Here is a 23,286-nt window from a genome sequence, read left to right on the forward strand (position 1 = left end):
GGCCCGCGATGACCAAGTTCCTCGCCGCCGCCCTGCAGCTCGGCCCCGCCTCGGAGACCATGGCCGAAACCACGGACCGGATCCTCGAGTTGATGGCGCAGGCGGCCGGGCAGGGCGCGCGGCTCGCCGTGCTGCCCGAGCTGGCGCTGCAGCCCTATTTCGCCGCCCACGTCCACGCGGACCTCTCGCGCTGGACCGACCCCGGCGAGACCGAGACCGCGCTCGGGCGCATCGCCGCCGCGTGCGAAAGGCTCGGCCTCGGGCTCTCGGTTTCGCATGCCGAGCCGCGGGAGGCGGGGCTCTACAACTCGATGACCTTCATCGGGCCCGACGGGCGCACCTGCGGCATGTTCCGCAAGGTGCACATCCCCGGCACGCTCGAGCCCGATCCTGCGCGCGAGGTGAACATCCTCGAGAAGCGCTACTTCGCGCCCGGCAATCTCGGCTTTCCGGTCTACGAGATGGCGGGGGTCACCGGCGGCGGGCTGAACACAGGCGGGCTCATCTGCTACGACCGCCGCTTCCCCGAGAGCTGGCGCAGCCTGATGCTGAACGGGGCCGAGCTTTTCTGCGTGTGCTACAACACGCCGGTAATGAACGGCGCCACGCTGGAACAGGCCCGCCACGCCTCGGAGCTGGCGATCTGCGGCGGCGCCTATTCCAACGCGACATGGACCATCGCCGCAGGCAAGGGCGGGGTCGAGAACGGCATCAGCTTCATCGGCGGCAGCTTCATCTGCGGGCCGGACGGGGTGATCGTCGCGCGCGCCGGGACCATGGGCGACGAGGTGGTGCTTGCCGAGCTCGACATGGCGCGGCAGCAGGCACTGAGGGCGCGGTGGAACTTCGGCCAGACCCGGGCGGAACACGCCTATGCGGGCTCACTGCCGCGCGCGGCCGCCGAGTAGGCGCGGCGCGGGGCATACATCATTCATTGAAAGTGCGGACAAAGGGTGCGGCAGACATGCCGTGCCCTTCTTCATGTCCGGGTATGATTGCGTTTAGGCGCGACATCATCCGCTGCCGGAACCATAGAAGCGCTTTCATCTCCGCCGAAAGTACGGACAAATGCTGAGTCTTCTGGCCGGTTTTTCAGCGCCGCCCCGCAGCCGCATCCATTTCGCTCCGCGCCGCCCGCTTCGCCCTTGATCGGAATCGCGGGCGCGCGCTCCGATCGTGACAGGGAGGTGACAGAGAGGTGAACCACATGAGAAAACGCGTCCCGCTGAACGCCATCCGCGCCTTCGAGGCCACGGCCCGCAACCAGTCGGTCGCCAAGGCGGCGGACGAGCTCTGCGTCACGCCGACGGCGGTGAGCCACCAGATCCGCCAGCTCGAGGAATTTCTCCAGGTCCGCCTCTTCATCCGCAAGAACTCGCGGATCGAGCTGACCCCCGAGGCGCGCAACAATGTCCATCAGATCGGCCGCGCGCTCGACCTCATCAACGAGGCGATGGCCGCGCTCGAGGGCTCGGACTACGACGAGCGGCGGCGGCTGAACGTCGCGGCCTCCACCTCGGTCGCCTCGTTCTTCCTGATGCCGCGGCTCTACGATTTCACCCTGCGCGCGCCAGACATCGACCTCAACATCCGCACCTTCCTGTCGCGCCGCGAGGCGGAGGAGCAGGAGATGGATATCCGCATCCTCAACTGGCAGAGCCAGATGGAGTGCCAGGTCGAGCCGTTAGTCGAGGAGGAGGTGGTGCCGGTCTGTGCGCCCTCGGTGGCGGCGCGCTTCGGCCATGACCCGCGCGAGATCCTGAAACACGCGCCGCTGCTGCACGTCGACCGTGCCAACGACGGGCTCGACAGCACCTATCCCGACTGGGCGCGCTACCTCAGCGAGTACGGCATCGGCCGGGGTGACCTCAGCCACGGCGCGCGGTTCAACCAGGCCGGCACCTCAATCGAGGCGGCCTGCGCGGGGGTCGGGGTGATCCTCGGCCGGTCGCTGCTGATCGAGGACGCGCTGCAGAAGGGGCGGCTGGTGCGGGTGAGCGAGCCCTATCCGATCCGCTCGCCCTATTTCCTGCAATCGCCGTGGAAATCGGCCAACAAGGAAAGCATCCAGCGCTTCAAGGACTGGATCCTCGAGAAGGTGCGCCCGAACGGGCTGGTGCACGCGATCTGACAGCGCAGGCCCGGGCGGCTCGCCGCCCGGACCGCGCACGGCGGTCTAGCCCAGCGGATGCTCGTCCGAGGGGTTCCACGACAGTTTCACCGTCTGCCCGAGCTCCAGCTCATCGCTGAAGAAGGCGGCGGTGGGCATCAGCGAGGTCAACTCTTCCTTGTCCTCGCCGGTGACGCTCACCCGCACGGCGGTGCCCTGGTACTCGATCATCGACACGGTGCCCGAAAGGCTGCGCAGCCCGGGGGCGGAGCCGATCACGCACTGGTCGGCGCGCACCGAGGCCTCGCCGCCTCCCGCCCGCTGCACCACGTTGTGCCCGCCGAGGAAACGCGCCACGAAGGCGTTGCTCGGGGTCTCGTAGACCTCGCGGGCGGGGCCCGCCTGCATGATCACCGCGTTGTTCATCACCACCACCAGATCGGCCAGCGCCAGCGCCTCGTCCTGGCTGTGGGTGACGTGGATGAAGGAAATCCCCAGCTCCTTCTGGATGCGCTTCAGCTCGGCCCGCATGCGGATGCGCAGGAACGGGTCGAGCGCCGAGAGCGGCTCGTCGAGCAGCAGCACCTTGGGCCGGGTGATGAGCGAGCGCGCCAGCGCCACGCGCTGCTGCTGCCCGCCGGACATCTGGCTCGGCAGGCGTTCGGCGAGGTGGTCCATCTGCACGAGCTCGAGGTATTCCTTCGCCCGCACCCGCCGCTCGCCGCGCCCCATGCCCTGCACCTTGAGGGAAAAGGCGACGTTGTCGAGCGCGCTCAGGTGCGGAAAGAGCGCGTAGTCCTGGAACATCATCGAGGTGCCGCGCGCGACGGGCGCGGCATGGGTGATCTCCTGGTCGTGGATGAGGATCGCGCCCTCGCTGACCTCCTCGTGCCCCGCGAGCATCCGCAGGGTGGTGGACTTGCCGCAGCCCGAGGGCCCGAGCAGGCAGCAGTAGGAGGCGCGCGGGATACGCAGCGAGATCGTGTCGACCGCCGGGGCGCCGGGGCCGTAGCGCTTGGTCACCGCGACCAGCTCGGCGTCGAAGCGGTGGCTCTGGGTGACCTGGCGGGGCCGTGCGGGCGCGGCGGGGGGCGGCGTGTCGGACTTGAGGGCGAGGGTCATGCATTGGTCCTCATGCTGCGGCGCCTGGCGAGATGGGTCATGACGACAAGCGACAGGATGATCAGGGAAAAGGAGATGAGCGTGGTCAGCGTGCCGATCGCGAAGAGCACCGGCGTCGAGGCGGCGTTGAGCAGGCCCATCACCTCCATCGGCATGGTGTTGCCCGTGCCGACGTTGAGCGAGGTGCGCGCGGTTTCCTCGTAGGACGAGGTGAGCCCCGCCATGGCGATGCCGATGACGCCCGGCAGGATGATCGGCAGGATCACCCAGCGGAAGCGCTGGCTGGCCGAGGCGCCGAGGTCGATGGCGGCCTCCTCGTAGGAGCTGCGGAAGCGGCCGAGCACGATGAACATGATCAGGAGGCCGAAGGGCAGCGTCCATGTGAGCTGCGCGCCGATGCCGGAGGTGAACCAGCTGACCTGCCAGCCGAGCAGGTTGAACATGAGCGCGATGCCGAAGCCGACGAAGATGCCGGGCAGCACCATCGAGGCGATCGCGGCGTAGAACACCAGCCCCGAGCCGGGGAACCTGCGGCGGTAGGCAAGCCCCGCGGTGACCGAGATCACCAGCGTCAGCACCGCGGTGCAGGCGGCGAGCCGGATCGAGCGCTGGAAGGCGTTCGGCACGTCGCCGAGCCCCTGTCCCTCGCCCGAGAAGAGCGTCCGGAACCAGTGGGTGGACCAGCCGACCATCGGGAAGGACATGCCGCCCTCGGGTCCCTGGAAGCTGAGGATGTAGAGGCAGACCATCGGCGCGTAGACGTAGACGAGGAAGAGCGCCGTCAGCCCGCCGAGAAGGTAGAACGAGAGGGGGCGCTTGCGGGAGGTCCTGGTGTAGGAAGACATGGGGCTCAGCTCCTCAGTTCCTTGCGGATGTCGGCAAAGCGCAGCAGCGAGATGACGATGCTGAGGACGACGACCAGCAGCAGGATCGATTTCGCCGCGGCGGGCGGGTACATGAAGGCGTTGAGGTCGGTGATGATCGACATGCCCACGGTGTTGACCTGGCTGCCGCCCATGAACTTCACCATGACCACGTCGCCCATGATCGCCGTGGTCACGATGATCGTGCCGATGGCAAGTCCGGGGCGCACCAGCGGGAAGATGAGGTCGCGCACGATCTGCCATTCCGAGGCGCCCGCGTCCTGCGCCGCCTGGATCACCGAGGGCGGGATCTTGGCCATCGAATTGAGCGCCGTGGCGATCATCGGCATGGTCAGCATCTGCACATAGGCGACGAGCACGGCAAACTCGGAATACATCAGCCAGCCGAGCGGCTCGTCGGTGATCCCCATGCCCATCAGCGCCTGGTTGACCACGCCCTCGCGGCCCAGAAGCGGCACCCAGCTGACCATGCGGATCGGGCCCGAGGTCCAGAACGGGATGGCGATGGCGGTGACCAGCAGCGTGCGCAGCCATGTGCTGCGCAGGTGGAACGCGAGGAAATAGGCGATGGCAAAGCCGAGCGGCGCGGTGATGACCCAGACGATGACGAGGAACTTGAAGGTCTTGAGATAGAGCGCGAGCGTCAGATCCGAGGTCAGCACGTCCACCCATGTCTCGAGGTAGAGCTCGGGGAAGACCTGCGCGAAATTGTAGTCGAGGAAGCTGACCACGAAGATCAGCCCCAGCGGCACGATGACCAGCAGCAGGAAGACAAGCGCCATCGGCGTGACCTGCAGCACCGAGGCGAGCTTGGGCGGGATCGCGGCGCGCGAAGGAGAGGTTTGGCTGGAAAGCATGGGCTCTTCGTTTCGTCCGGGAAGGGCGTGGGAGGAGGGGTGCCCCGGCCGGAAGCTGCGGCCGGGGCGGGGATCGCGGATCAGGCGGCGATGAAGTCCTGCCAGCGGCGCACGAGGTAGCGGTCCTCGTCCATCACCGTGTTCCAGATGCCGATATTGCCCATGCGCTCCCAGATCGAGCCGCCGTCGCGGCTGACGCCGGCCTTCTCCATGACCTTGCCATAGGGGTTGAGGATGTCCTCGCTGGCGGGCTTGCCGTCGTACCAGTAGCCCCACTCGTTCTCGCTCATGAAGGGCATCACGTTCTCGGGCACCGAGTTGTAGAAGCCCTGGCGCGAGATGAAGGCGCCGGCCCAGCCCGAGTTCATCCAGTTCATGTACTCGATGGCGCAGTCACGCTGCAGCCCCTCGAGGTGGTTCATCGCCGACATCATGATGTACCAGCCGCGGTAGCCTTCCTTCATGCCGTTGTACTTGCAGTCGATGCCGCGGGTGCGGACCTCGGTCACGGCGGGCGACCACATGGACTGCAGCAGCACCTCGCCCGAGGCCATCAGCTGCACCGACTGGTCGAAGTTGGTCCAGAAGCTGCGGAAGTGCCCCTCGCGCTTCAGCGCGGTCAGCACCTCGATGGTCTTGTCGATCTCCTCGCGGGTCATGTTGCCCTTGTCGCCGTAGGTGATCTCGCCCGTCGCCTCGAGCGCCATGGCGGCATCGGCGACGCCGATCGACACGCCGTCCTGCAGCGCCACCCGGCCCGAGAACTCGGGGTTCAGCAGCTCGGCCCAGCTTTCGATCGGACGGCCGATGAGGTCGGGGCGGATGCCCAGCGTGTCGGCGTTGAAATAGAGCGGCACGCCCACGAGGTGGTCGGTCGGGGTGGGCGAATAGTCCTGCGCGGTCTCGTCGGTCCAGTACTGCGCCTTGATCGGCGCCATGCCCTGTTTCGAGGCCTCGGTGCCGTCGGGATAGGTGCCGTTGACGAAGAGCGACAGCGTCTTGTCCCAGTACTTGTAGTCCGACACGTTGACCGGCATCAGCACGCCGCGGCCGGTGAAATACTTGAGGTTGGTGTTCGGCATGTCGGTGACGTCGATCGTCTTGGGCTGGGTCAGCAGACGGTTGACGTGGGTGGTGGGGTCGGGCGCGGTCTGCATGTCGACCTTGAAGCCCAGCTCCTCGTTCGCCTTGGCCTCGATCTCGGGGATGGTCGAATAGGACTGCCCGAGGTGGGTGATGGTGATGTCCTTGATGTTCTGCGCCCAGAGCATGGGCGCCGGGAAGGCGCTGGCCGCGGCCGCGGCGGCGCCGGACTTCAGAAGCCCGCGGCGCGAGATGCCGCGCGCATCGCGGCGCGGGGCCTTGGCGGCGGGGAGGTCGGATTTGGTCATGGGTCTCTCCTGCGGACGATGGGTGCGGCCCGCTTTTTCCGTGCGGGCTCCTTGGCCGGGATCGTCCCTCGCGGGCCTGCTCCGGTGGCCTCAGGATCGAGGCGAGCGGGCCGAAATACCTAGTGAGAAAATTTGGCGGCGGGACTGAAGAAACCTCGCCTGCCAGCGCGCGCGGTTTCTGCTTTGGTGCTCGGTGCCGGGGCGCGCGCCCCGGCGCGGGACAGGAAAGGAGCCGCCATGACCGTGACCAGCAAGCCCGAACCCCTTGATCCGATGACCGCGACCGCGATCGCGGGCGATCTCGCCGCCGGACGCCGAAGCGCCGCCGAGGTGGCCGAGCGGACGCTGCGGCGGGTGGCGCATTGGGAGCCGAAGGTCGAGGCATTTTCGCACTTCGATCCCGACCTGCTGCGTGCGCAGGCAGAAGCGCTCGACGCGCGGGCCGGGAAGGGGCCTTTGGCCGGTGTCACGGTGGCGGTGAAGGATGTGATCGCGACGAAGGACATGCCGACCGAGCACAACACCGCCCGCTACGCCGGCAGCCGCCCCGGCGTGGATGCCGCCTGTATCGACACGCTGCGCGCGGCAGGGGCGCTGATCATGGGCAAGACGGTGACCACCGAGTTCGCCTCGACCAACCGTGGCGGCAAGACCCGCAACCCGCTCGATCCGACGCGCACGCCGGGCGGGTCCTCGTCGGGCTCGGCGGCGGCGGTGGCCTGCGGCATGGCGGCGGTGGGGCTCGGCACGCAGACAGGCGGCTCTACCATCCGCCCGGCCTCGTTCAATGGCGTCTGGGGGATGAAGCCCACATGGGGCGTGATCAGCCGCGAGGGGCTGAAACAGTATTCCGTGACCTGCGACACGCTCGGGCTCTACGCGCGCAGCGCCGAGGATCTGGGGCTGCTCTGCGACGTCTTCGAGCTTGACCCCGCGCCCGAGCCGCAGACCCTTGCAGGCACCCGCATCGGCCTTTGCCGCACGCCAATGTGGGACCGCACCGAGCCGCCGATGCGCCGCGCGCTGGACGAGGCCGCCGACGCGCTGCGGCTGGCCGGGGCCGAGGTGATCGAGCTCGAACTGCCGCCGCTCTTTGCCGGGATCGCCGAGGCGCATTCGGTGATCCTTGCCCGCGAGGGCCGCGCCTCCTTCCTCAATGAGGTGTGCAACACGCCCGGCATCCACGAGGAATACCTCGGCATCGTCGGCAACGCGCGCGGCATCACCCCGGAGGACGCGCGCCACGCCTATGCGCTCGCCGACCGCTGCCGCGCCGCCTTCGACGAGATCATGGGCGGGTTCGACGCGATCATGACGCCCTCGGCCTGCGGCGAGGCACCGGTGGGGCTCGATCGCACGGGCGACGCGGCGATGAACTCGATGTGGACGCTGCTGCAGGTGCCGGTGGTCTCGGCGCCGGGGCTGACCGGGCCCAACGGCATGCCGCTCGGCATCTCCTTCGTCGCGCGGCGCTACGCCGACCGCACCGCGCTCGCGGTGGCGCGGCTGGCGGGAGAGGTGCTGGCCTGACCGCTTCCCGGCGATGGTGGCGGCAGGGGGCCAGCCCCTGCCGCCGACCTTTCAGGGCGCACAAGCCCCTGTTGCGATAATGCGACAAATATCCGACTAAATTTATCTGATTAATTGCCAGCGTCCGCGCAAGGTGGTTCACCGGCCCGGGCCAGCCCATGCCAGCGAACCTCACCCCATCGTGAAACCCCTTACGCGCAGAGAGGATCGCTCATGGCATCCGCACGTGCACGGCTGGCCTCTGGCACGGCCGTCCTTATCCTGTCCGCAGTCCCGCTGACCCCGGCGCTGGCACAGGACACCCTGATCGACGACACAGACGGCTACGAGCTCGGCACCATCGTCCTCACCGCCGAGGAGCAGATCAAGCAGGCGCTCGGCGCCTCGACCATCACCTCGGGCGACATCGCCCGGCAGCCGGTGGTCAACGACATCGCCGAGATCATCCGCAAGATGCCCGGCGTCAACCTCAGCGGCACCTCGCCCTCGGGCCAGCGCGGCAACCAGCGGCAGGTCGACATCCGCGGCATGGGCCCCGAGAACGTGCTGATCCTCGTCGACGGCAAGCCGGTGCTGTCGCGCATGTCGGTCAAGCAGGGCCGGTCGGGCGAGCGCGACACGCGCGGCGACACCAACTGGGTGCCCGCCGAGCTGGTCGAGCGCATCGAGGTGATCCGCGGCCCGGCGGCGGCGCGCTACGGCTCGGGCGCGGCGGGCGGGGTGGTCAACATCATCACCAAGGCCCCCGACGAGAACCTGCTGCAGCTCGGCACCTTCTTCGACGTGCCCGAAAGCAGCCTCGAGGGCGCGACGCAGCGCTACAACCTGCTCTGGGCCCGGAAGCTGAACGAGGACTGGTCGCTGCGCTTCTCGGGCAGCTACAACAAGACGGATGCCGACGATCCCGAGATCAACGCCGAGGCCGTGACCTGCGAGGACGAGGCCGACTGCACCTATCCCGCCGGCAGCGAGGGCGTGGTCAACAAGGACGCCTCGCTACTGCTGCGCTGGACACCGAGCGACCGCAACAGCGTCGATCTCGAACTCGGCTGGTCGCGTCAGGGCAACCTCTACGCCGGGGATTCCCTGCTGTCGAACGCGCTCGGCTCGGGCGGCACCGACCTCATCAACGAGCTGGCCTCGGACGCGGAAGAGACCAACGTCATGGAACGCGGCACGCTCGCGCTCACCCACAACGGCAGCTACGGCTGGGGCGAGACGATGAGCTACCTGCAATACGAGCACACCGACAACCGCCGCCTCGGCGAGGCCGGCGCGGGCGGCAGCGAGGGGCGGATCAACGGCGAGGACTGGGACAGCGCGCTGCTGCAGGCGATCTCCGGCAAGTCCGAGGCCTATGTCGGCCACACGCTGCTGGGCCGTCCCTCGGCGCTGACGCTGGGCGCCGAGCTGCGCCACGAGAAGCTGGACCTCGGCGACTACAGCTCCTTCGCGACGGTCGAGTCCGACGAGTTCGACCCCGCCGGCGGCGCCGAGGTCACCGAGCAGACCACGATCGGCCTCTATCTCGAGGACAATATCGAGTGGACCGACCGGCTGACGCTCACGCCCTCGGTCCGGCTCGATCACGCCGACACCTTCGGCTACAACTGGTCCGGCGGGCTCAACGCCTCCTACGCGATCAATTCCTCCTGGACGCTGAAGGGCGGCGTCGCCCGGGCCTTCAAGTCGCCGACGCTCTACCAGCTGTCGGAGAACTACGTCTACGTCACCTCGGGGAACGGCTGCCCCTATCCCTACCAGGGCAACGGCCCGTGCTACGTGCTCTCGAACCCCGACCTCGACCCCGAGACCTCGATCAACAAGGAAATCGGCGTCCAGTACAGCGGCGAGACGGGCATCAACGCGACGCTGACCTACTTCCACAACGACTACCACGACAAGATCCAGGCCGGCACCGAGCAGGTCGGCTCCGCCCTCGTCTACCAGCGCGGCGCCTGGCGCGAGGGCCGGCTCTACCAGTGGGAGAACATCCCGAACTCCCGCGTGCAGGGGCTCGAGGGCAGCTTCGCCGCGCCGCTCGGCGAGCGCCTGTCACTGGCGATCAACGGCACCTACATGATCGAATCCGTGCAGGATCTCGAACTCGAGGGCGCCGGGTCGGTCGAGGTTCCGCTGTCGCTGGTGCCGGACTACACGATCAACGCCTCGCTCACCTGGCAGGTCAGCGACAGGTTCGCGCTGCTGCCCTCGCTGACCCATTACGGCCCGACCGAGGCGACCGAGTACAGCGGCTCGACCGGCTACGCGGTGGAGGACACCGAGGACCGCGATCCCTACACGCTGGTCAACCTCGGCATGACCTACGCCTTCGACAACGGCTTTGACCTCAAGGCCGGGGTGACCAACCTCTTCGACAAAGAAATCCTGCGCTCGGGCGACGGGGCCAACACCTACAACGAGCCCGGCCGCGCCTATTACTTCGGCCTGACCAAGACCTTCTGATCCGAAGACCATCAGGGAGAGAAAACAAAGCGCCGCCTGCAACTTGCGGGCGGCGCTTCATGTTGATCGACGCGGCATTTCGCGCGACCCGAACATGAAAAAGCGGCGCCCGGGTCTCCGGCCGCGGCTCTGGAAGGTCAGCCCGGGATCAGAAGTCCCAGTCCTCGTCCTCGGTCGCGACCGCCTTGCCGATCACGTAGGACGAGCCAGAGCCCGAGAAGAAGTCGTGGTTCTCGCTGTCGGGGCTCAGCGCCGCCAGGATCGCCGGGTTCACCTCTGCGGCCTCTGGCGGGAAAAGCGCCTCGAAACCAAGATTCTGCAGCGCCTTGTTCGCGTTATAGTGGAGGAAGGCCTTCACCTCCTCGCTCAGACCGATGCCGTCGTAGAGCTCCTCGGTGTAGCGCGCCTCGATGTCGTAGAGCTCGAACAGCAGCGAGAAGGCGTAATCCTTCAGCTCGGCCTTGCGCTCGGCGCTCTCGCGCTCCAGCGCGCGCTGGAACTTGTAGCCGATGTAATAGCCGTGCACCGCCTCGTCGCGGATGATCAGGCGGATCAGGTCGGCGGTGTTGGTCAGCTTGGCGCGGCTCGACCAGTACATCGGCAGGTAGAAGCCCGAGTAGAACAGGAAGCTCTCGAGGAAGACCGAGGCGATCTTGCGCTTCAGCGGGTCGGCCCCGGCGGCATAGGTCTCGAGCACGGCGCGGGCCTTGGCCTGCAGGTGCGGGTTCTCGTCCGACCAGCGGAAGGCCTCGTCGACCTCGCGCGTCGAGCAGAGCGTCGAGAAGATCGAGCTGTAGCTGCGCGCGTGCACCGCTTCCATGAAGGCGATGTTGGTCAGCACCGCCTCTTCGTGGGGGGTCTGCGCATCGGGCATCATCGCCGGCGCGCCGACCGAGTTCTGGATCGTGTCGAGCAGCGTCAGGCCGGTGAAGACGCGGATGGTCAGCTGCTTCTCGGCGTCGGTCAGCGTCGCCCAGCTCTGCACGTCGTTCGACAGCGGCACCTTCTCGGGCAGCCAGAAATTGACGGTCAGGCGGTTCCAGACCTCGAGGTCCTTGTCATCCTGCAGCCGGTTCCAGTTGATCGCCCGCGGCACGGCGGGGGAAGTGACGGTGTCCTTCATGGCGGATCATCCCATTCGCGGGCCTTCGGCCCTCAGTCAGACGGAGCGCGCGCCCGCGCCCCTTTTCATCTTTCGAAAAATACTCCGGGGGTGCGGGGGCAGCGCCCCCGCGTCATCCCCTCAGAGCGTGCAGGACACGCAGCCCTGCACCTCGGTGCCCTCGAGCGCGGTCTGGCGCAGGCGCACGTAGTAGATCGTCTTGATCCCCTTCTTCCACGCGTAGATCTGCGCGCGGTTGATGTCCCGCGTCGTCGCCTCGGCGGGGAAGAACAGCGTCAGCGACAGGCCCTGGTCGACGTGCTCGGTGGCCGCGGCATAGGTGTCGATGAGCTTTTCCGGGCCGATCTCGTAGGCGTCGCGGTAATACTCGAGGTTGTCGTTGTTCATGAAGGCGGCCGGGTAGTAGACGCGGCCGATCTTGCCTTCCTTGCGGATCTCGATCTTCGACACGATCGGGTGGATCGAGGAGGTCGAGTTGTTGATGTAGCTGATCGAGCCGGTCGGCGGCACCGCCTGCAGGTTGCGGTTGTAGAGCCCGTGCGCCATCACGTCGGCCTTCAGCGCCTCCCAGTCGGCGCGGGTGGGCAAGGCGATACCGTCGAAGAGCGCGGTGACGGTCTCGCTCTCGGGCAGCCAGTCGCGGGTGACGTACTTGTCGAAGAAGCTGCCGTCGGCGTACTTGGACGCCTCGAAGCCCTTGAAGGTCATGCCCCGTTCCTGCGCCATCGCGCAGGAGGCGCGCAGCGCGTGATAGGCCACGGCGGCGAAGTAGACCGAGGTGAACTCGACGCCTTCGTCGGAGCCGTAGTGGACGTGCTCGCGGGCGAGGTAGCCGTGCAGGTTCATCTGCCCGAGGCCGATCGCGCGGCTCTCGTCGTTGCCGCGGCGGATCGAGGGCACGCTGTCGATCGCCGACATTTCCGACACCGCGGTCAGCGCGCGGATCGCGGTCTCGATCGAGGCGCCGAAATCGGGGCCATCCATGGTCTTGGCGATGTTCATCGAGCCGAGGTTGCACGAGATGTCGGTGCCGAGCCTGGAATAGCTCAGGTCGTCGTTGAACTCCGACGCCTCGGCCACCTGCAGGATCTCCGAGCAGAGGTTCGACATGGTGATCCGGCCCGCCACCGGGTTCGCCGCGTTCACCGTGTCCTCGAACATGATGTAGGGATAGCCGCTCTCGAACTGGATCTCGGCCAGCGTCTGGAAGAAGGCGCGGGCGTTGATCTTGGTCTTGCGGATGCGCTTGTCCTCGACCATCTCCTCGTATTTCTCGCTGACCGAGATCTCGGAGAAGGGCACGCCGTAGACCTTCTGCACGTCATGCGGCGAGAAGAGGTACATCGGCTCGTTGCGCTTGGCGAGTTCGAAGGTCACGTCGGGGATGACCACGCCAAGGCTGAGGGTCTTGATGCGGATCTTCTCGTCGGCGTTCTCGCGCTTGGTGTCGAGGAACTTCAGGATGTCGGGATGGTGCGCGTTGAGATAGACCGCGCCCGCGCCCTGGCGGGCACCGAGCTGGTTGGCGTAGGAGAAGCTGTCCTCGAGCAGCTTCATCACCGGGATCACGCCCGAGGACTGGTTCTCGATGCCCTTGATCGGCGCGCCGGCCTCGCGGATGTTGGTCAGCATCAGGGCGACGCCGCCGCCGCGCTTCGAGAGCTGCAGCGACGAGTTGATCGCCCGCCCGATGCTTTCCATGTTGTCCTCGATGCGCAGCAGGAAGCAGGAGATCAGCTCGCCCCGGCTCTTCTTGCCTGCGTTGAGGAAGGTCGGCGTGGCGGGCTGGAACCGGCCCGAGAGCATCTCTTCCATGAAGGACATGGCCAGCGCCTCGTCGCCGCGCGCCAGCGCGAGCGCGACCATCACCACGCGGTCCTCGTAGCGCTCGAGGAAGCGTTTCCCGTCGCGGGTCTTCAGCGTGTAGGAGGTGTAGTACTTGAACGCGCCGAGGAAGGTCGGGAAGCGGAACTTCTTGGCAAAGGCCGCGTCCCAGATCTTCTGCAGGAAGGCGGGCGCGTACTGCTCGAGCACCTCCGCCTCGTAATAGCCTTCCTCGACGAGGTAGCCGAGCTTTTCCGTCAGCGAGTGGAAGAACACGGTGTTCTGGTTCACGTGCTGCAGGAAGTACTGCCGTGCCGCCATGCGGTCGGCCTCGAAGCGGATGTTGCCGTCCGCGTCGTAGAGGTTCAGCATGGCGTTGAGCGCGTGGTAGTCCAGCGTCTCGTTCAGGCGGTCAAGCATGGGGTCCCCCAGAAAGCGTCGAGCCCGTCGTTGACGCGGGCGAAATCCTTGGTCGTTCCCGCCAGCTCGAAGGAATAGAGCAGGGGGACGTTGCATTTTTGCGCAATGACACGGCCGGCGAGCGCGAAGGTCTCGCCGAAATTGCGGTTGCCGCCGGCAATCACGCCGCGCAGCAGCGCGCGGCGGGCCGGGTCGTTGAGAAAGCGGATCACCTGTTTCGGCACCGCGCCGCGCCCCTCGCCATCGGCGTAGGTCGGGCAGATCAGCACGAAGGGATCGAGCGTCTCGGGCGTCATCTCCTTGGGCGACACCGGGATGCGCGCCCCCGCCCGGCCGAGGCTGGCGACGAAGCGCGCGGTGTTGCCGCTGGCAGAGGAGAAGTAGACGAGCCCCGACATGCCCGGTCCCGCCGTGCTCAGTTCGCGAGGCGCGCGATCAGATCCGGGCGGAAGCCCGACCAGTGATCGTCGCCGAAGGTCACGACGGGCGCCTGGCGGTAGCCGAGTTCGGTGACCAGCGACATCGCCGCGTCGTCCTCGGTGAGGTCGATCACGTTGTAGTCCAGCCCCTTGGCGTCGAGCGCGCGGGTGGTGGCGGTGCACTGCACGCAGGCGGGTTTCGAGTAGACGGTGATCATGCTCTTGCGTCCTCAGCTTGGAAGGCGGCGACGCGTCACCGGGCGGGGCCTGCCCGCCGCGTTTTCGCACGCCCCGAACCCTCCGTTCGTGGTCATTCAGTCGGGCCTTCGGCAGGTCTCCTGGCTTGGCGGGTCGTGGTTCCGGCCGCGCCTTCCCGGGGTGTCCCAGTGGCTCTCGGGGCCTTCACTCGCCGCTTACAGTTGCGGGGGCAGCACCGGGTTTCCACCGGTTTCCCTCTTAGCGCCGCGCCGGGCCGTCGCCCGACTCGATGAACCGAAAAGCAACTATATCTAGAACACCGCAGCCCAATTGCGTCAATATGCTGTTGTGCGAGGGCGGGCTCAAATAAATCGAGCTGCCCGCAACTGCAGCATGTGTGCCACGGTGGAGCCCGCCCGGAGCCCGTGTGGAAAGGGCCTTCCGCCCGGCCATGCAATGAGGACAAGACGGCTCTGCAGGATTGTGCGTTGTCCGGGGCGGGGGCGGCGCGTAGATATCCCCCTGTCGACGCGGCAACGCGTCAAACGATTTCCCGGGGTCTTTCTCCTCCTCCCTCAACCCCGGAAATCTGCGGCGACCCTTCTCCTCCTCCCTTGGGGTCGCCGCACCTCCCCCTCCTGCGACGACTTTTCCGGCGACGAATTTTTCGGCATCCGTCGATCCGGCCGCCTCTGTGCGCGGTTTTCGCGCCCGCCATCTGGCCTTCGCCCGCCGCGCTGCCTATGCAGGCGCAAAAGGCTCCGCCGTTCCAGCAGGATATCCCCATGCCGCATATCGTCCTCGTCGCCACCGGCGGCACCATCGCTTCCTTCGCCGCCACCGAGGGCGGGCCGGTCAGCGCCGGGCTGAGCGGCGACGCGCTGCTGCAGAGCCTGCACGCGCCGCTGCCGGGGATCACCGTCGAGGTCGACAATTTCACCGTCGCAGGCAGCAACGCGCTGACGCTGGAGGCGGTGCACGGCGTCTGCCGCCACATCGACGCGCGGCTGTCCGAGCCGGGGGTGGACGGGGTGGTCGTCACCCATGGTACCGATACCATGGAGGAGAGCGCCTTCCTCGCCCGGCTGCTGGTCCGCTCGGACAAGCCCGTGGTCTTCACCGGCGCGCAGCGCCACGCCGGCCAGCCCGACACCGACGGGCCGCGCAACATGCGCGACGCGATCCTCGCCGCCGCGATCCCGGACCTGACCGGCGTCGGCGCGGTGATCCTCTTCGAGGGCGAGATCCACGGCGCGCGCCATGTCAGCAAGGTCCACGCCTCGCGCGTCGACACCTTCCGCTCGAACGGCCACGGCAAGCTCGGCGAGGTCGACGAGGACGAGGTGCATCTCTACACCCGCCCGGCGCGCCCGCGCCTCGTGCTCGACGCGCCGTTGCTCGACCCCGAGGTGGAGCTCGTGGCGGCGGGGCTCGGCAGCACGCCGCGCTACCTCGAGTGGTGCGCGTCGAGCGGCGTCTCGGGCGTGGTGATCGAGGCTTTCGGCCGGGGCAACGCGCCCAAGGGCTACGCCGAGGCGATCCGCAAGCTGGTCGCGGCGGGCATCCCGGTGATCCTCGCCACCCGCTGCACCGAGGGGCGGACCCGCGCCATCTACGGCTCGGACGGCGGCGCCGTCACCCTGGTCGAGGCAGGCGCCATCCTTGCCGGGGATCTGAGCGCGGCCAAGGCGCGGTTGCTGCTGGCGGCGCTGCTGCCGACGCTGCCCGCTGGGCCGGAGCGGCTGGCGCTGATCGCCGAGGCGGTCACGAAGGTCTGATCGCGCGCCCCGGGGTTTCTTCCGGGGCGGCACGGGCATTTCCGCCGCGCCTGCCTATCTTGACCGGAACGCAGGCAGAGCAGGACAGCCCATGACCCCCATCCCCGATCGCATCGGTCCGATCCTCTATTTCCGCGCCGCCGGGGAAGGGGCCCTGCGGGTCGCCGCGCTGGTTGCCCGGCCCGAGGGCGAGACGCCGGGCGAGATGGAGGTCGCAGGCACGCCGGTCGCCCCGCGCCTGCTGGCGGGCTGCGCCGGGCGGCAGGTCTGGCGCTACGATCTGACCCTGCCGCAAGCCGCGCCGGTCTACAGCTTCGAGGGCACCCTGCACCGGGTGGTCGCCGATCTTTCGGGCGACATGCGTATCGCCTTCGTCTCCTGCAACGGCGAGGAACATGGAGATCTCGGCCGCGACGCCGCCGAGCGCAACGCCATGTGGCAGCGCCTGCTTGGCCAGCACCGCAGCTGGCCCTTTGCCCTGATGCTGATGGGCGGCGACCAGATCTACGCCGACGAGGCGACGGACGGCCACCCGCTCACCGAGGACTGGCCCGTGAGCCTGCCCGAGGCGACGCCCGCGCAGCTCGCCGATCTGGAAACCCACCTGCGCGCCCGCTTCTTCGAGCGCTACCTGCGCACCTTCGCCGCGCCCGGCTTTGCCGAGATCTCGGCCGAGGTGCCCGCGCTCTGCGTCTGGGACGATCACGACATCTGCGACGGCTGGGGCTCGCTGCGCCGCGAGGCCACCGCCTCGGCGATCGGCCAGCTGCTCTTCCGCGTCGCGCGCGAGACCTACCTGCTGTTCCAGCACGGGGCCACCGAGGCGGACGTGCCGGAGCTCTTCCTCGACCCCGCGGGGCGCAGCCTTTCCTGGCGGCACGAGCTGCCGGGGCTCACGCTCTTCGGCCCCGACCTGCGCTCGGAGCGCGGGCGGCGGCAGGTGATGGGCCCGGCGGGCTGGCGGGCCGTCGAGACCACGAGGGGCGGCGCGCATACCTTCCTCGTCTCCTCGGTGCCGCTGCTCGGCCCGCGCCTGTCGCTGGTCGAGAGCCTGATGATGGCGATCCCGAGGATGCAGAAATACGAGGATGACCTGCGCGACCAGTGGCAGAGCCACGCCCACCGCGAGGAATGGCGCCGGATGCTCGCCGAGGTGCTGCGGATGCGCGGGGCAGGGCCGGTGACGGTCCTGTCGGGCGAGATCCACCTTGCCACCCGGGCCGAGATGGGCGGCGGCGCGGAAGCTATCCACCAGCTCGTCGCCTCGGGCATCTCGCACCGCGCCCCGCCCAAGGGTTACGCGCGCTGCCTCGGCGCGCTGGCCGGGCTGGGCGAGGCGCCGCTGCCGGGCCACCCGATCCGGATCCGGCCGCTGCCGGGGCATGGGCCGCGCTACGTGGCCGAGCGCAACTACCTGCGGCTCGAGCGCCGTGCCGGGCAATGGCGCGCGGTCTGGGAACTTGAGGAAAGCGGCGCGACGCCGCCCATGGCGCTGTGACGCATCCGTGACAAATATGCTGCATTTCCAACATATATTCAGAAAGGCGACAGACCGCCGCATGCGCAACGTCAGCGGGTACGAATCACCTGACCCGCCCCTCCCGTCTGGCTAGACTGTCCGCGCAGGAGGGACCACGGCGTCGGGCTGGACCGCCCCCGAGGGGGCCATGCCGGCGCCTGCCTTCGTCCCGCGCAAGGATGACCATCCTATGGGAGAATTGAAATGGACGGAAACGACGTCAATCCCGGCGGCAAGTGCCCGGTGATGCACGGCGGCCTGACCGAGAGCGGCCATTCGGTAACCAGCTGGTGGCCGAAGAGCCTGAACCTCGACATCCTGAGCCAGCACGATCTCAAGACCAACCCGATGGGGCCGGACTTCGATTACCGCGAGGAGCTGAAGACGCTGGATGTCGAAGCGCTGAAGGATGACCTGCGCGCACTGATGAAGGACAGCCAGGACTGGTGGCCGGCCGATTGGGGCAGCTACGTCGGCATGTTCGCCCGCGTCGCATGGCACGCCGCCGGATCCTACCGCCTCGCCGATGGCCGCGGCGGCGGCGGCACCGGCAACCAGCGTTTCGCGCCGCTGAACTCCTGGCCGGACAACGTCAACACCGACAAGGGCCGCCGCCTGCTGTGGCCGATCAAGAAGAAATACGGCAACAAGATCAGCTGGGCCGACCTGATGATCCTCTCCGGGACGATCGCCTACGAGGTCGCCGGGCTCAAGACTTTCGGCTTCGGTTTCGGCCGCGAGGACATCTGGCACCCCGAGAAGGACGTCTACTGGGGCGCCGAGAAGGAATGGCTCGCCCCCTCCGACGGGCGCTACGGCGATCTCGGTGACGCCGCCTCGCTCGAGAACCCGCTCTCGGCCGTGCAGATGGGCCTCATCTACGTGAACCCCGAGGGGGTGAACGGCCAGCCGGACCCGATGAAGACCGCCGCCATGGTGCGCGAGACCTTCAAGCGAATGGCGATGAACGACGAGGAGACCGCGGCGCTGACCGCGGGCGGGCACACCATCGGCAAGAGCCACGGCAACGGCAACCCCGCCGACCTCAGCCCCGATCCCGAGGACGCCGGGCCCGAGTACCAGGGCATCGGCTGGATGAACACCAAGGGCCGCGGCATCGGCCGCGACACGGTGGTCTCGGGCATCGAGGGCGCCTGGACCACCCATCCCACGCAGTGGGACATGGGCTGGTTCGACATGCTCTTCGGCCACGAGTGGGAGCTGAAGAAATCCCCCGCCGGCGCCTGGCAATGGATGCCGGTGGACATCAAGGAAGAGGACATGCCCGCCGACGTCGAGGATCCCTCGATCAAGTGCATGCCGATGATGACCGACGCCGACATGGCGATGAAGGTGGACCCGGTCTACAACGCGATCTGCCAGAAGTTCATGGCCGATCCGGCCTATTTCGCCGACACCTTCGCCCGCGCCTGGTTCAAGCTCACCCACCGCGACCTCGGGCCGAAGTCGCGCTACCTCGGCCCGGACGTGCCCGCCGAGGATCTGATCTGGCAGGATCCCGTCCCCGCGGGGACAACCACCTACGACGTCGCCGCGGTGAAGAAGAAGATCGCGGAGTCGGGCCTGAGCGTGCCCGACCTCGTCTCGACCGCCTGGGACAGCGCCCGCACCTTCCGCGGCTCGGACATGCGCGGCGGTGCCAATGGCGCGCGCATCCGCCTCTCGCCGCAGAAGGACTGGGAGGGCAACGAGCCCGCCCGCCTGCACGAGGTACTCGAGGTGCTGACCCCGATCGCCGAGGAAAGCGGTGCCTCGATCGCCGACGTGATCGTGCTCGCCGGCAATGTCGGGGTCGAGATGGCGGCAAAGGCCGCGGGCCACGATCTCGCGCTGCCCTTCGCGCCGGGCCGCGGTGACGCCACCGACGCGATGACCGACGCCGAGAGCTTCGAGCCGCTCGAGCCGCTGGCCGACGGCTTCCGTAACTGGCTCAAGCAGGACTACGTGGTCTCGGCCGAGGAGCTGATGCTCGACCGGGCGCAGCTGATGGGGCTGACCGCCCCCGAGATGGTGGTGCTCTTCGGCGGCATGCGCGCCATGGGCACCAACCACGGCGGCAGCAAGCATGGCGTCTTCACCGATCGCGAGGGGGCGCTGACCAACGACGTCTTCGTCAACCTCGTGGACATGGCCTACAGCTGGGTGCCGGTGGGCAGCGGTCTTTACGAGATCCGCGACCGCAGGACCGGCGCGGTGAAATGGACCGCGACCCGGATGGACCTCGTCTTCGGTTCGAACTCGGTGCTGCGCGCCTACGCCGAGGTCTATGCGCAGGACGACATGGGCGACAAGTTCGTCGCCGACTTCGCCAAGGCCTGGACCAAGGTGATGAACGCCGACCGCTTCGACCTGAAGTGATCCCGCGAAAAATATGAGGAAAGGCCCGCATGTCCCTGACATACGGGCCTTTTTCTGTCTGACCAAAAGCCGATTCTTCTCTTTCCAAATACGCCGGGGGTGAGCCGCGCAGCGGCGAGGGGGCGGAGCCCCCACCTTCACTTCAGCCCTCCCGGCCCGCGCGTGCCTTCAGCCGGTGCAGCACCTCCTCGCCGCCGGCCTCGCCCTCGAAGAGCTGCCAGCGTTCGAGCAGCGGCTGGCCGGAGTTGCGGCAGTGCAGCGCCATGGCGGCGCGGGCGCCCTCGGCATCCCCGGCGGCCAGCGCGTCGACGATGGCGACATGCTCGTCGCGCGAGAAGCGGGCGATGTCCTCGGGGCTCTGGCGGTTGTTGAGGCGCGTCCATTCCGGGTAGCGCTGCCGTGCGCGCCAGAATTCGTCCACCACCGAGACGAAGACCGAATTGCCGGTGGAGCGCGCGACGACGAGGTGGAACTCGCGGTCATGCGCCTCGATCCGGTCGAAGGGCAGGCTGGCGTCGCACATGCCCTCGATGCAGCGATTGAGCTGGGCGATCTGGCCGGGGGTGACGGTGCTCGCGGCGATGGCGGCGATCTCGGGCTCGATGACGAAACGCGCCTCGACGAGCTCGAAGAAGCCGGGGAGCCCCTGCGTCTCGGCATGGGGCTCGCCCTGCGCCGCCGCTTTCGCCTGCGGCAGCGGATCGGCGACGAAGGCGCCGGCGCCGTAGCGCGTGACCACGTAGCCCATCAGCTCGAGCGCGATCATCGCCTCGCGCACCGTGGTGCGGCTGACCCCGAGCTGGGCGACCAGGTCCTTGTCCGCCGGCATCTTGGAGCCGGGGGCGTAGTCGCCGGCGCGGAGGCGCGCGGCGATCTCCTCGGCCACCAGCCGGTAGCGCGGGGTCTGGACGATCGGGGTCAGCATGATGTGCCTCAGGCGGGTGTGACGGCGTGCGGAAGGTCGTCTTCGATGTAATAGCGCACGTTTTCCTCGAAGCTGGCATCCGCTTCAAGCCCCAGCGCCAGCGCCTTGTCGAAGCGGTAGTCGAAGCGCCAGCCGCGCACGATGGCGGCGACCTCGGGCTGCTCCTCCCACTTGATGAGCTTGGCGGGTTCCGCCCCGGCGACGGCGGTCAGCGCGTCGATCATCTGGCGGATCGACAGGCGCTGGCCGGGCATGGTCATGCAGCGCTGCATGCCGAGATCCTCGGCGTCAAGTTCGGCGCCCTTGATCAGGTTCTCCACGCAACGCCTTGGCGACAGGTAGAAATGTTCCTGACCCTCATCCACCGGGCAGATCGCCGGCTCGCCGTTCAGCGGCTCGCGGATGATCGAGGACATGAAGGACGACGCGGCGCGGTTGGGCTTGCCGGGGCGCACCGAGATGGTCGGCAGCCGGAAGCCGCGGCCGTCGACGTAGCCCTTGCGCGAGTAGTCGTTGAGCAGCAGCTCACCGATCGCCTTCTGCATGCCGTAGGAGGTCTGCGGGTTGGGAATGGTGAAATCGGTGATCGGATCGGGCACCTCGCCGCCGAAGACCGCGAGCGAGGAGGTGAAGACCACCACCGGGCAGGTCCCCAGCGCGCGGCAGCGCTCGAGCACGTTCAGCGTGCCGTCGAGGTTGACCTTCATGCCGGCCTCGAAATCCGCCTCGGCATGGGACGAGACCACGGCGGCGAAGTGGAAGATCACGTCGGTGTCGGCGTCGATCAGTGCGTCGACCGAAGCGCGCTCGGTGATGTCGCAGGCGCGGGTCTCGACGGGGAAGGGGGCGTCGATCGAGGCGGGTGCGACGATGTCGGCCAGCGTCAGCTTGTCGATGGGCAGATCGCGCAGGTTGCCGCGCGCGGCGAGGCTTTGGGCGACCTTGCGGCCGATGAAGCCGCCGCCGCCGATGATCAGAACGTTCATCCTGTAAGTCTTTCCAAGTGGATGCCCCGGATCGGGGCCGTGGATGCGGGAGGGGTCGGGTGGCCCCGGAGGGCCACCCTCAAAGGGCGTGCAGCAGGATCACTCGTCCTTGCCGAGGCCGATGCGGTTGATGAAGGCCTTGTGGCTCTCGACCATGGCCTTGGCCTCGGGGGTCTTCTCGGCCCAGACGTCCCAGCGGCTGATCGCGGCCTTGCGGAAGGCGGCGCGGTCCTCGGCGGACCAGTTGTAGATGGTCACGCCCTTCTCGGGCAGCGCGGTAAGCGCCTCGCCGTTCTGCACGATGGTGCGCATCATCAGGTTCATCGCGAGGCTGTCCATCGCCGAGTGCAGGATCGCCTGCTGCGCCGGGTCGAGCCCGTCCCAGACGGTCTTGTTGCAGGCGAGGTGGTCCGAGCTCATCGAGTGGAAGCCGGGGAAGGTGGTGTGCTTGGCGATGTCGTAGATGCCGAGCCCGACGTTGTTGGCGAGCGTCGAGGCATCGGCGCCGTCGATGATGCCGGTCTCGAGCGCGGTGAAGATCTCGGTGAAGTCCATGACGACCGGGGTCGCGCCGAGCTCGGCGAAGATCTCCGACTCCATCCCCGGCGGCGAGCGGAACTTCCAGCCCTTCAGATCCGCGATGCCGGCGAGCGGCGCGGTTGAGTTCATCGACTCCTGCCCGCCGAGATAGGCGCCGACGAATTCCATGCCATTGGCGTTGTAGAGCTCGTTGATCGCCTCGCGACCGCCGCCGTAGGAGATCCAGCTGAGGTATTCCAGCGGCGTGTCGTAGCCGCCCATGGTGTCGGCGACGAACTGGAAGGCCGGGTTGAGGCCGGTCTGGTAGCTCGGGTTGGTCATGTCGCAATCGAGGATGCCGGTCGCGGCGGCACCGAAGGTCTCGGCCGAGGCGACGACGGCGGAGCTGTAGAACATCTCGATCGCGAGCGAGCCGCCCGACATGGTCTGCACCTGATCGACGAAGTCGCGCACCAGCTGGCCCGAGACCGACTCCGGCGACTGGTGGGTCTGGATGCGCAGCGTGGTCTGCGCGCCCGCGGCGCCGGCCAGCAGCGTGGCGCCGGCGAGAATGGCGGTAAAGGTCCTGGACATGTGGTTCCTCCCTGTGAATCGTCCTCCACGTCAATCGGTAGCAGCCTGATCGCCAGATTGCCAGACAATCCGACAATTGGTTGGCGCAACCCGCGATCCGCCGCCGAAAGGGTAGGGTTCACGGGCGCGTCAGGGTGGGCGGAGGATTACTTGACTGGAAAAGTCAGTTATCTTAGGCAGGTGCCGACTGCGCGTTTTCCGGCGCAGAGCCACGGTGACCACGGTCCCGAGCCAGCCCTTCG

Annotated in this window: 18 protein-coding genes and 1 riboswitch; of the genes, 7 read left to right on the forward strand and 11 right to left on the reverse strand. The window is 67.8% G+C overall.

Features of this window, described 5'->3' with window-relative positions:
* The first annotated feature begins 8 nt into the window (after positions 1–8).
* Both PVT71_RS14325 and PVT71_RS14330 read left to right on the forward strand, forming a co-directional pair.
* Positions 9–908: a nitrilase-related carbon-nitrogen hydrolase gene (locus tag PVT71_RS14325; RefSeq protein WP_353474740.1), complete on the forward strand. Its 900-nt coding sequence runs from the start codon at positions 9–11 to the stop codon at positions 906–908.
* 299 nt (positions 909–1,207) lie between these two features.
* Positions 1,208–2,131, forward strand: a complete 924-nt coding sequence (locus PVT71_RS14330; RefSeq protein WP_353474741.1) for a LysR substrate-binding domain-containing protein — start codon at positions 1,208–1,210, stop codon at positions 2,129–2,131.
* Between the two features lie 45 nt (positions 2,132–2,176).
* On the opposite strand, the gene PVT71_RS14335 is transcribed toward PVT71_RS14330, so the two are convergent.
* The 4 genes from PVT71_RS14335 to PVT71_RS14350 all read right to left on the reverse strand — a co-directional run bounded on the left by PVT71_RS14335 (position 2,177) and on the right by PVT71_RS14350 (position 6,364).
* Positions 2,177–3,232, reverse strand: a complete 1,056-nt coding sequence (locus tag PVT71_RS14335) for an ABC transporter ATP-binding protein (protein WP_353474742.1) — start codon at positions 3,230–3,232, stop codon at positions 2,177–2,179.
* Complete coding sequence (locus PVT71_RS14340) at positions 3,229–4,077, reverse strand: ABC transporter permease (protein ID WP_353474743.1); 849 nt, start codon at positions 4,075–4,077, stop codon at positions 3,229–3,231. The genes PVT71_RS14335 and PVT71_RS14340 overlap by 4 nt, the downstream gene beginning before the upstream one ends.
* 5 nt (positions 4,078–4,082) lie before the next feature.
* Complete coding sequence (locus PVT71_RS14345) at positions 4,083–4,973, reverse strand: ABC transporter permease (RefSeq protein WP_353474744.1); 891 nt, start codon at positions 4,971–4,973, stop codon at positions 4,083–4,085.
* Positions 4,974–5,053: 80 nt separating this feature from the next.
* The gene (locus PVT71_RS14350; protein ID WP_353474745.1) at positions 5,054–6,364 is read right to left on the reverse strand and encodes an extracellular solute-binding protein; all 1,311 of its coding nucleotides are present in this window, start codon (positions 6,362–6,364) and stop codon (positions 5,054–5,056) included.
* A gap of 237 nt (positions 6,365–6,601) precedes the next feature.
* Between PVT71_RS14350 and PVT71_RS14355 the strand changes: the two genes are divergently transcribed.
* Together PVT71_RS14355 and PVT71_RS14360 are read left to right on the forward strand one after the other, a co-directional pair.
* The gene (locus PVT71_RS14355; protein ID WP_353474746.1) at positions 6,602–7,894 is read left to right on the forward strand and encodes an amidase; all 1,293 of its coding nucleotides are present in this window, start codon (positions 6,602–6,604) and stop codon (positions 7,892–7,894) included.
* Between the two features lie 213 nt (positions 7,895–8,107).
* Positions 8,108–10,360, forward strand: a complete 2,253-nt coding sequence (locus tag PVT71_RS14360; RefSeq protein WP_353474747.1) for a FepA family TonB-dependent siderophore receptor — start codon at positions 8,108–8,110, stop codon at positions 10,358–10,360.
* A gap of 148 nt (positions 10,361–10,508) precedes the next feature.
* On the opposite strand, the gene nrdF is transcribed toward PVT71_RS14360, so the two are convergent.
* From nrdF to nrdH, 4 genes are all read right to left on the reverse strand, one after another.
* Positions 10,509–11,483, reverse strand: a complete 975-nt coding sequence (gene nrdF / locus PVT71_RS14365; protein ID WP_353474748.1) for a class 1b ribonucleoside-diphosphate reductase subunit beta — start codon at positions 11,481–11,483, stop codon at positions 10,509–10,511.
* 120 nt (positions 11,484–11,603) lie between these two features.
* Positions 11,604–13,727, reverse strand: coding sequence for a class 1b ribonucleoside-diphosphate reductase subunit alpha (gene nrdE / locus PVT71_RS14370; protein ID WP_353474749.1), 2,124 nt, complete (start codon positions 13,725–13,727; stop codon positions 11,604–11,606).
* Entirely contained in the window at positions 13,712–14,125 is a 414-nt protein-coding gene (gene nrdI, locus PVT71_RS14375) for a class Ib ribonucleoside-diphosphate reductase assembly flavoprotein NrdI (RefSeq protein WP_353474750.1), read from the reverse strand. Before nrdI ends, nrdE begins: the two co-directional genes overlap by 16 nt.
* A 17-nt stretch (positions 14,126–14,142) precedes the next feature.
* The gene (nrdH, locus tag PVT71_RS14380) at positions 14,143–14,364 is read right to left on the reverse strand and encodes a glutaredoxin-like protein NrdH (RefSeq protein ID WP_353474751.1); all 222 of its coding nucleotides are present in this window, start codon (positions 14,362–14,364) and stop codon (positions 14,143–14,145) included.
* 92 nt (positions 14,365–14,456) lie between these two features.
* Positions 14,457–14,658: riboswitch (cobalamin riboswitch) on the reverse strand.
* Between the two features lie 471 nt (positions 14,659–15,129).
* Between nrdH and PVT71_RS14385 the strand changes: the two genes are divergently transcribed.
* The 3 genes from PVT71_RS14385 (at position 15,130) to katG (ending at position 20,020) form a co-directional block, all read left to right on the forward strand.
* Positions 15,130–16,122 (forward strand): asparaginase, encoded by a 993-nt coding sequence (locus tag PVT71_RS14385; protein WP_353474752.1) that lies wholly within the window; start codon positions 15,130–15,132, stop codon positions 16,120–16,122.
* Positions 16,123–16,213: 91 nt separating this feature from the next.
* Positions 16,214–17,620, forward strand: coding sequence for an alkaline phosphatase D family protein (locus tag PVT71_RS14390; protein WP_353474753.1), 1,407 nt, complete (start codon positions 16,214–16,216; stop codon positions 17,618–17,620).
* Positions 17,621–17,845: 225 nt separating this feature from the next.
* The gene (gene katG, locus PVT71_RS14395; protein WP_353474754.1) at positions 17,846–20,020 is read left to right on the forward strand and encodes a catalase/peroxidase HPI; all 2,175 of its coding nucleotides are present in this window, start codon (positions 17,846–17,848) and stop codon (positions 20,018–20,020) included.
* 142 nt (positions 20,021–20,162) lie between these two features.
* Here katG and PVT71_RS14400 read toward each other — a convergent pair whose 3' ends face one another.
* From PVT71_RS14400 to PVT71_RS14410, 3 genes are all read right to left on the reverse strand, one after another.
* The gene (locus tag PVT71_RS14400) at positions 20,163–20,945 is read right to left on the reverse strand and encodes a FadR/GntR family transcriptional regulator (RefSeq protein ID WP_353474755.1); all 783 of its coding nucleotides are present in this window, start codon (positions 20,943–20,945) and stop codon (positions 20,163–20,165) included.
* Positions 20,946–20,953: 8 nt separating this feature from the next.
* Complete coding sequence (denD, locus tag PVT71_RS14405; RefSeq protein ID WP_353474756.1) at positions 20,954–21,931, reverse strand: D-erythronate dehydrogenase; 978 nt, start codon at positions 21,929–21,931, stop codon at positions 20,954–20,956.
* A 99-nt stretch (positions 21,932–22,030) separates the two neighbouring features.
* Positions 22,031–23,044 carry a TRAP transporter substrate-binding protein gene (locus tag PVT71_RS14410; RefSeq protein ID WP_353474757.1) on the reverse strand — a complete coding sequence of 338 codons (1,014 nt, stop codon included), beginning with the start codon at positions 23,042–23,044 and terminating at the stop codon, positions 22,031–22,033.
* Positions 23,045–23,286 lie beyond the last annotated feature (242 nt).

The organism is Salipiger sp. H15 (assembly GCF_040409955.1).
Taxonomy (GTDB): Bacteria; Pseudomonadota; Alphaproteobacteria; order Rhodobacterales; family Rhodobacteraceae; genus Salipiger.